Source organism: Clostridium sp. HV4-5-A1G, assembly GCF_900184915.1.
GTDB classification, from domain to species: Bacteria; Bacillota; Clostridia; order Clostridiales; family Clostridiaceae; genus Clostridium_B; species Clostridium_B aromativorans.
On the sequence record NZ_FXYI02000156.1, the window covers coordinates 1 to 8758 of the forward strand.

General features: G+C 33.5%; 8 protein-coding genes and 3 other annotated features. All 8 genes read right to left on the reverse strand.

Annotated features, from left to right (window positions below):
- Positions 1 to 141 precede the first annotated feature (141 nt).
- Positions 142 to 2523, reverse strand: coding sequence for a phenylalanine--tRNA ligase subunit beta (gene pheT, locus J5G60_RS14290; RefSeq protein WP_150356206.1), 2382 nt, complete (start codon positions 2521 to 2523; stop codon positions 142 to 144).
- A gap of 67 nt (positions 2524 to 2590) precedes the next feature.
- Complete coding sequence (pheS, locus tag J5G60_RS14295) at positions 2591 to 3613, reverse strand: phenylalanine--tRNA ligase subunit alpha (protein WP_378059728.1); 1023 nt, start codon at positions 3611 to 3613, stop codon at positions 2591 to 2593.
- A gap of 64 nt (positions 3614 to 3677) precedes the next feature.
- Positions 3678 to 3900: a binding site (T-box leader), on the reverse strand.
- 61 nt (positions 3901 to 3961) lie between these two features.
- On the reverse strand, positions 3962 to 4750 hold the full coding sequence (locus J5G60_RS14300) for a TrmH family RNA methyltransferase (RefSeq protein ID WP_150356207.1): 789 nt from the start codon (positions 4748 to 4750) through the stop codon (positions 3962 to 3964).
- A gap of 103 nt (positions 4751 to 4853) precedes the next feature.
- Positions 4854 to 5213, reverse strand: coding sequence for a 50S ribosomal protein L20 (gene rplT, locus J5G60_RS14305; protein ID WP_150356208.1), 360 nt, complete (start codon positions 5211 to 5213; stop codon positions 4854 to 4856).
- A gap of 24 nt (positions 5214 to 5237) precedes the next feature.
- The gene (gene rpmI / locus J5G60_RS14310) at positions 5238 to 5435 is read right to left on the reverse strand and encodes a 50S ribosomal protein L35 (protein WP_150356209.1); all 198 of its coding nucleotides are present in this window, start codon (positions 5433 to 5435) and stop codon (positions 5238 to 5240) included.
- A gap of 15 nt (positions 5436 to 5450) precedes the next feature.
- Entirely contained in the window at positions 5451 to 5975 is a 525-nt protein-coding gene (infC, locus tag J5G60_RS14315; RefSeq protein WP_150356210.1) for a translation initiation factor IF-3, read from the reverse strand.
- A 17-nt stretch (positions 5976 to 5992) separates the two neighbouring features.
- Positions 5993 to 6120: a sequence feature (ribosomal protein L20 leader region), on the reverse strand.
- Positions 6121 to 6169: 49 nt separating this feature from the next.
- Positions 6170 to 8083 (reverse strand): threonine--tRNA ligase, encoded by a 1914-nt coding sequence (thrS, locus tag J5G60_RS14320; protein WP_150356211.1) that lies wholly within the window; start codon positions 8081 to 8083, stop codon positions 6170 to 6172.
- An 80-nt stretch (positions 8084 to 8163) separates the two neighbouring features.
- Positions 8164 to 8389, reverse strand: a binding site (T-box leader).
- Between the two features lie 65 nt (positions 8390 to 8454).
- A partial coding sequence (ytxC, locus tag J5G60_RS14325; protein ID WP_236035326.1) for a putative sporulation protein YtxC occupies positions 8455 to 8758 on the reverse strand: 304 nt, incomplete at its 5' end.

Here is an 8758-nt window from a genome sequence, read left to right on the forward strand (position 1 = left end):
CACAAATACTGTATATATTAAATATTATATTTAAGTTTAAATAGTTATCAAGTGATTCTAAGATTCAAATAACAAATAATAAAATTAAGTTAGATAGTAGGTATTAACTTACCATCTAACTTAATTAAATTTTGATTTTACTTATCTAAGTTGTGCTCCAAACTTATGTTCCAACGCTTTTAATATTCTATCATGAACTTTATTTACTTCTTCATCTGTAAGTGTTCTATTCTCAAGCCTGTAGGATATAGAGTAAGCTACACTCTTTTTTCCCTCTGCCACCTGCTTGCCTCTGTAAACATCGAAAAATTTCGCCCTTTCCACCATATTTCCTCCTTGTTCCTTTATAACATCTTCTATTTCTTTTACCAGGACATCTTCATCCACCAGTATTGCCAAATCCCTCGTAACTGCAGGAAATTTAGGAAGTGGCTTATACTCTTTATTCCAATTGGCATATTTATAAAGCACATCCAAATCCAATTCTGCTATATAACACTTTTCGTCAACTCCATAATTATCTAATACATTAGGGTGAATCTCTCCCAGTACACCTACAAAATCCTTTTTTATATATAGGGATGCTGTCTTTCCCGGGTGAAAACTTGGATTACCGCTTTCCCTTTCAAAAGAAAACCTTTCTATTTTCAACACTTCTAATATATTTTCCACTATACCTTTTAAATCAAAATAATTTACTTTGCCATAAATGCCAATAGTCACAATATTTTTTTCCTGAGGCAGTTTATTCACATCCTTATTTGGTATATATACTTTACCTATTTCAAATAACCTGGCCAGTTCATTTTTCCTAGAATAATTTCTGCTTAAAGATTCCATCATGGAGGGTATTGTAGTAGTTCTCATTATACTATAATCTTCTCCTAGAGGGTTTTTTATAACCACAGCATTTCTAAGAACACTATTCTTTGGTAAAAGTATTCTGTCAAATACTTTTCTGCTGATAAAAGAATAGCTTATAGACTGATTTAGACCGCTGGAAGTAAGTGCCCTCAGCACTTCATCGTCCAATTTCTGTTTGGTATTTTTTCCACCTCTGGTACTTACACTTTTTATTATGGTAGAAGGTACATTGTCATAACCATATATTCGGGCTACTTCTTCAGCAATATCTTCCTTTATTTTTATATCTCTGCTTCTAAAAGTAGGTACATCTATTTTTAGATCTTCGCCTTCTATTTTAGTATTTAGTTCCAGTCTATTTAGACACTCAGCCATTTCATCTTGAGGTATTTTCGTACCCAAGAAATTATTTATCCAATTATAATTCACCTGCAAACTACCGGGTTCAATCTTTTCATTGTATATGTCTATGGTACCTTTCATGACCTCTCCTGCATTTAATTTTTCTATTAAATAACAGGCTCTGTCCACAGCCATCTCACATAAATTAGGATCTAGATCTTTTTCAAATCTAGCTGAAGCTTCTGTTCTAAGACCTAATTTTTGAGAAGAAATCCTTATATTAGTTCCATCAAAATTAGCACTCTCAAATACTATTGATGAGGTATCTTCCCTGATTTCCGAATTAAGACCTCCCATTATTCCTGCAATACCTATAGCTCTATCTCCATCCCTTATAGTAAGTACATTTTTATCCAACAATCTTTCTTCATTATCCAGAGTAACAAACTTCTCTCTATTTTCTGCCCTTTCCACTATTATATTGTTTGACTGTATATATCTCGTGTCATAAGCATGCATTGGCTGACCTGTTTCAAGCATTACAAAATTGGTTATATCCACTATATTATTTATAGGTCTTACTCCTGCATCCAAAAGCCTTTCCTGCATCCATCCAGGAGACTCTTCTATCTTTACATTTTCTACACCCCTAGCCATATACCTTCTGCAAAGCTTATCCCTTACTTCAACCTTTAAACTATCATTTATGTATTTACTTGAGGAAATCTCATATTCCAATGCAGGCATTTTATAACTTTCATTTAAAGTTGCCGCAGTTTCTCTCGCCATTCCTATAATACTCAAGCAATCAGGTCTATTGGAAGTTATCTCAAAATCCAATATACTGCTGGTCATATTGAGCACATCTTTTATATCCTCACCAATAGGTGTATCTACAGGCAAAATCATAAGTCCATGTACAGGTTTATCACCTGCTATTCCCAGTTCCTCTTCAGAACAAAACATCCCGTTTGACATGATTCCTCTCAATTTTCCCTTTTTTATCTTCACTCCTCCGTGAATTACAGAACCGTGAAGTGCAACAGGAACTATATCATTTTCCTTCATATTAGTGGCAGCCGTTATAATTTGAAGCAGTTCATCTTTTCCTATATCTACCTGGCATATTACCAATTTATCTGCATGTGGATGTTCCTCTATCTTTACTATTTTTCCCGTAACTACATTTTGAATTTCATCTCCAGTTGTAATCACTTCTTCCACCTTTGAACCACTTAAAGTCAATTTATCTCCCAATTCCTTGCCTGTAATATCTATCTTCACATAATCCTTTAACCAATTTACAGGTACCTTCATAAAAAAATCCCCTTTCTTTGTTTAATTCAAATTATCAATTAAATTACAGTTATTCTATTTATTTAAGCTAAAACTGGTTTAAAAATCTCATATCACTTTCATACATATTTCTTATATCATCTATGCCGTATTTCATCATAACCATTCTATCTACACCCATTCCAAAAGCAAATCCACTGTAAACTTCAGGATCTATACCACAATTCCTAAGCACCTGAGGATGGACCATACCGCATCCCAGAAGCTCTATCCATCCCTCTCCCTTACACACTCTGCAGCCCTTGCCGTTACACACAAAACAGGTAGCATCCATTTCTGCAGAGGGTTCTGTAAAAGGAAAATGATGCGGCCTAAATTTTGTCTTGACGCCCTCTCCAAACATTCTTTTAGCAAACAGTTCAAGAGTTCCCTTCAAATTTGCAAAAGTTATGCCCTTATCCACTACAAGGCCTTCCATCTGGTAAAATATAGGTGAATGAGTGGCATCTACTGAATCTGCACGGTATACCTTCCCCGGAGATATCATCTTTATTGGAGGTTTTTGCTTTTCCATAGTCCTTACCTGTATTGGAGATGTCTGGGTCCTCAGCACTACATTGTCATTTATATAAAATGTATCCTGTTCTCCTCTTGCCGGGTGATTCTTAGGTATATTTAATGCTTCAAAATTATAATAATCCTTTTCGATTTCAGGTCCCTCTTCTATAGTAAATCCCATGGAAATAAATATCTCTTTCATGTCTTCTAAAATCTGTTCCAGCGGATGACTTCTTCCAATATTTTGCTTAACGCCAGGCATAGTTATATCAATCGTTTCACTTCTGAGTTTTTCCTTCGTTTTAAGTGCCTTCATCTTCTTTGATGTCTCTTCTATAGAGTTTTCCAAAAGTGTCCTGATCTCATTGGCTAATTTCCCCACTACAGGCCTTTCCTCTGGAGAAAGACTTTTCATTCCCCTAAGTATTTTAGTCAATTCGCCTTTTTTCCCCAAATACTTAACTCTTATATCCTCTACACTTAAATTATTTTTTTTATTCTGCAATTCTTCAAGTGCACTTTCTTTAATTTTCTCTAATTTTTCTTTTATCATGCCAAATTCTCTCCCTTCCAAATAAAATTCAATTTTTAAATCTAAATATAAAAAATTCGTCCCTTAAAGGGACGAATTCCTAATTCCGCGTTACCACCCAAATTAATATCATTTAAATAATATTCTCTTTGAAAATTTATCGGCATTACCGCTAACTGCTAATTACAATTTCACAGGTAGTACTCCAGAGCGAACTTCAATATATAGTATTTTAAAAAAGCTTTCAGCCTTGACTTTTTTTCTCTAGAAAATACTGATATACCTACTTTCTCCTTCACAGTATAATACTATAAATTTTTTGTTATCTATACTTTTAAATATTACATATAGTTTTCCCTGTTGTCAATATTAATTTTTTAAATTCTGCCTAACCAATTCAAACATCATTATAGATGCTGATACAGCTGCATTTAAAGATTCAGCTCCACCCGGCATTGGGATTCTTGCTTTTATATCTGCAATTTGTTCTATATCTTCACTCAGCCCATTTGCCTCATTTCCCACTGCAAATATAATTTTTCGATTTAAGCTTACATCATAAAAATTAGTTTCAGCATCCAACAAACTGGCTATGAGTTTAAATCCATTTTCTTTCAAAACTTTTATCTTATCAAGTTGCTCATCTTGAATTACCGGTACATGAAAAATTGAACCCATAGTAGATCTTAAAGTTTTTTCATTATATACATCCACTGTCCCTTTTGTGAGTATAACTCCTAAAGCCCCAGCAGCATAAGAACTCCGTATTATAGTGCCCATATTCCCAGGATCCTGTATTCTGTCCGCCAATACATAAAATCCTTCCATATCTTTTTTATATCTTAACTTGGTGTTTTTCACTACTGCAACTATGCCCTGAGGATTTTCTGTAGTGCTTATACTCTTTAATACTTCATCAGTCACAATATATACAGAAGGCATATTTTTAATTTTTTCTTTCATTAAATTTCTTTCCCATATATCATAAAAATCACATGTTAAAAAAATATCAGTTATTGCAAAATCGGAATTCACAGCCTCCATTACGAATCTCAGGCCTTCTATCAAGAACTTTCCATTTTCAACTCTATATTTTTTTTCCTTCAATTTTCTAGCCTGTTTTATTTGTAGATTGTCTTTGCTCCTTATTATATCCATCTACGTACCCTCATAATCCATATTATAAAAATCAAGTGATTTCTTTAAATTCACATGAATTAACAAGTCATGTAAATCTAAAAACCACTTGATATAGTATAATTTATGCACTCAGTTGTTTTTTTGCTATGTCAACCAATTCAGTAAATGTCTTTGGATCATTTATTGCTATTTCAGAAAGCATTTTTCTATTCACATCAATACCTGCTGTCTTTATCCCATTTATGAATTTTGAATAGGAAAGCCCATTTATTCTGGCTGCAGCATTTATTCTAGCTATCCAGAGTTTCCTGAAATCTCTCTTTTTTAATTTTCTTCCTATATATGCATTTCTTAAAGCTCTTATGACTGTTTCATTGGCTGATTTAAACAACCTGCTCTTGCCGCCATAATAACCTTTTGCGAGCTTTAGTATCTTCCTATGATGCTTACGAGCATTCACAGCTCTTTTTACCCTTGCCATTTTAAAACCTCCTTTTAGAATACTTTATACATAAGGTATTAATTTTTTCATCACTTTTTCTTGAGCTTCTGCTACATATCCTGCCTTCCTAAGATTTCTCTTAGTCTTTGCGCTTTTTTTAGTCAATATGTGACTTTTATAAGCTTTTGATCTCTTTAACTTGCCTGTTCCTGTAACTTTAAATCTCTTTGCCGCACTTCTTTTTGTCTTCATTTTTGGCATAATAACTTCCTCCTCTCAATTATGCTTTTTTGTTGATAATGTCATTATCATATTCCTGCCCTCAAGTTTTGGCTGCTTTTCTATTACGCTGATATCTTCAAGTTTAGAGTAAAAATTATCTAAAATTTTTTTACCCATAAAAGAATGACCAGCCTCTCTGCCTCTAAATCTTATAGTGACTTTAACTTTATCACCTGTAAGCAAAAATTTTTTTGCATTCTTAGCTTTAATAGAAATATCATGTTCTTCAATAGTTGGGCTGAGTCTCACTTCTTTTATATTGGTAATTTTCTGCTTTTTTCTAGCTTCTTTTTCCCTTTTAGATTGTTCATAAATAAACTTTCCATAATTCATTATTTTACAAACTGGAGGGTTTGCCTTTGGAGATATCATAACCAGATCCAATTCTTTTTCCTCAGCAAGTTTTAAAGCTCTTTCTAAAGATACAATTTCAGCCTCATCTCCATCATTTGGAACTACTCTTACTCTTTTTGCAGCTATCTCATCATTTAAAAGAAAACCTTTATTTATATTATTCACCTCCTAAGTGAATCAAACAAAAAATATGAAAAAGGACGACTTACGCCGTCCTCTAAATACATGCAATAGAAAATTTATAATAAAATTTTCATAACCTTACTGGCCATGCCGTAAGGTGAGAAACGGCTAGTTTCTGCTTGACAAATTGTATTATACTATTTTTGTCATTACAAGTCAATACAAAATTATATCAGTTATATGTCACTTACTTTTTTGGAAATTTCCTCTTTAAGTTTAGATATAAAATCATCTAAAGACATAGCTCCTAAATCTCCATCTTTTCTATTTCTAACGGATATATTCTGTTCTTTTACCTCTTTATCCCCCAGGATAATCATATAGGGCACTTTCTGCATCTGAGCTTCTCTTATCTTGTAGCCTATCTTTTCATTTCTAACATCGGCTTCCACTCTTATATCCTGATCTTTAAGTCTTTTAATCACTTCTTCCGCATATTCTTTCTGATTATCTGTAATGTCCATAACTTCTACCTGGACTGGTGCAAGCCAAGCCGGAAACGCCCCTGCATATTGTTCTATGAGTATTCCTATAAATCTCTCTATGGATCCAAATATAGTTCTGTGCACCATAACCGGCCTGTGTTTTTCTCCATCTGCCCCTATATAAGTTAGATCAAATTTCTCTGGCATCTGGAAATCCAACTGTACTGTTCCACACTGCCATGTTCTTCCAATGCAGTCCTTCAAATGGAAATCTATCTTAGGGCCATAAAAAGCTCCATCCCCTTCATTGATTTTATAATCAAGCCCTGATACCTTTAATGCAGTTTTAAGGCCCTCAGTTGCAGCTTCCCATTCCTCCTCGCTTCCCATGGAATTTTCAGGTCTTGTGGAAAGTTCAACAAAATATTCAAATCCAAACACCTTATAAAAATCGTCTATAAGTTTTATAACTTGAGTGATTTCATGGGTAATATCCTCTCTCGCAACAAATATATGAGCATCATCTTGAGTAAAGCACCTTACCCTCATAAGTCCGTGAAGTGCTCCTGATTTTTCATGTCTATGGACAATTCCCATTTCACCATACCTTTTAGGTAAATCCCTATAGGAACGTATATCACTCTTGTAAACAAGTATAGATCCTGGACAGTTCATAGGTTTTATAGCATAATTTTCACCGTCTATTTTGGTAAAATACATATTTTCCTTATAGTGATCCCAGTGTCCTGACTGATGCCACAATCCTTCATTTAACAAAATCGGAGTCATTATTTCATCATAATCAGCTTTTCTATGCATTTCTCTCCAAAAGTTTTGAAGCTCATTTCTAATTATCATTCCCTTTGGATGGAAAAATGGAAATCCAGGTCCCTCTTCATGCATACTGAACAGATCCAATTCTTTGCCCAATTTTCTATGATCTCTCTTCTTAGCCTCTTCCATCATCTTCAAATAGTTTTCCAGATCACTTTTCTTTTCAAATGCAGTCCCATATATTCTCTGGAGCATTTTGTTCTTTTCATCTCCACGCCAATAGGCACCTGCTATGGAAAGGAGTTTTATTGCTTTTGCTTTCCCAGTAGAAGGTAAATGTGGTCCCGCACATAAATCCACAAAATCACCCTGCCTGTAAAAGGATATAACTTCACCTTCTGGCAGATCCTTTATCAATTCCACTTTATAAGGTTCTTTTCTATCTTCCATAAATTTTATAGCTTCTGCCCTTGGAAGTTCAAATCTCTCCAATTTGATATCTTCTTTTACTATCTTGTTCATCTCATTTTCAATCTTAACTAACAATTCTGGTGTAAATGAAAAATCTGCGTCTACATCATAGTAAAATCCTGAATCTATGGCAGGTCCTATGGCAAGTTTAACATCTGGATACAGCCTTTTTATAGCTTGAGCAAGTATGTGAGAAACTGTGTGTCTCAATATTTTTTTACCATCTTCATCTTCAAAAGTGAGAATTTCAAGTTTACAATCACCATTTATTGGATGATAGAGTTCAACTACTTCACCATCTAACTTAGCACCCAGCGCTTTTTTCTTCAGAGAAGTACTCAATTTTTCCGCCACATCAATTACCTTTAATCCCTTCTCCACTTCTATTTTGTCACCATTTTTAAGGCTTATATTTATCATTTTTATTCCTCCTTTACAAACTTTTCTAATTTCGAATTTTTATTTAACTATAAAAATAAATAAAAAAATACTCCTCCCTCTACTGGGACGAGTATTACCGTGGTTCCACCCAACTTAATAGTATAAGCAAAGATCACAAATACTATTCTCTCTACCTTTAACGCTGGCTAACGGAAATACTTACAAAACTTCAGTATACAACTCCTGGGTGGTTTTCAATAGATTTCATTTAAGGGATATTTCAGCACACAATCCCTCTCTCTTAAAACAATTGATCTATTTACTCTTCCCTTTCATAGCTTTTACTTCTACTTGGCTTCATTATATTATTCCAAAATGATTATGTCAATAAAAAAATAGAATTTTGTAGTTTATATTCTATTAAGATGATTTTTTATAGACTCACATGTACTGCAATTATTGCAAAATCTAACTCTATCAGTAAAAACTTTTTCAATGGTATTTATCAATTCTGGATTTTTACAATTTTCAGCACAGTGAATTACTATTTCATTGGGTGAAGTAGTTATAAGTGCACTTATCAAAATATCATCTAAATCTGAATTTGTATCTTTATTACGATTTAATTCCTTTAAATCTCTAAAAAAGCTTTCTGTTATATCCTGCTCTTTATCTCTTATTATATATTTACCATTATTATCTATTATTATACTT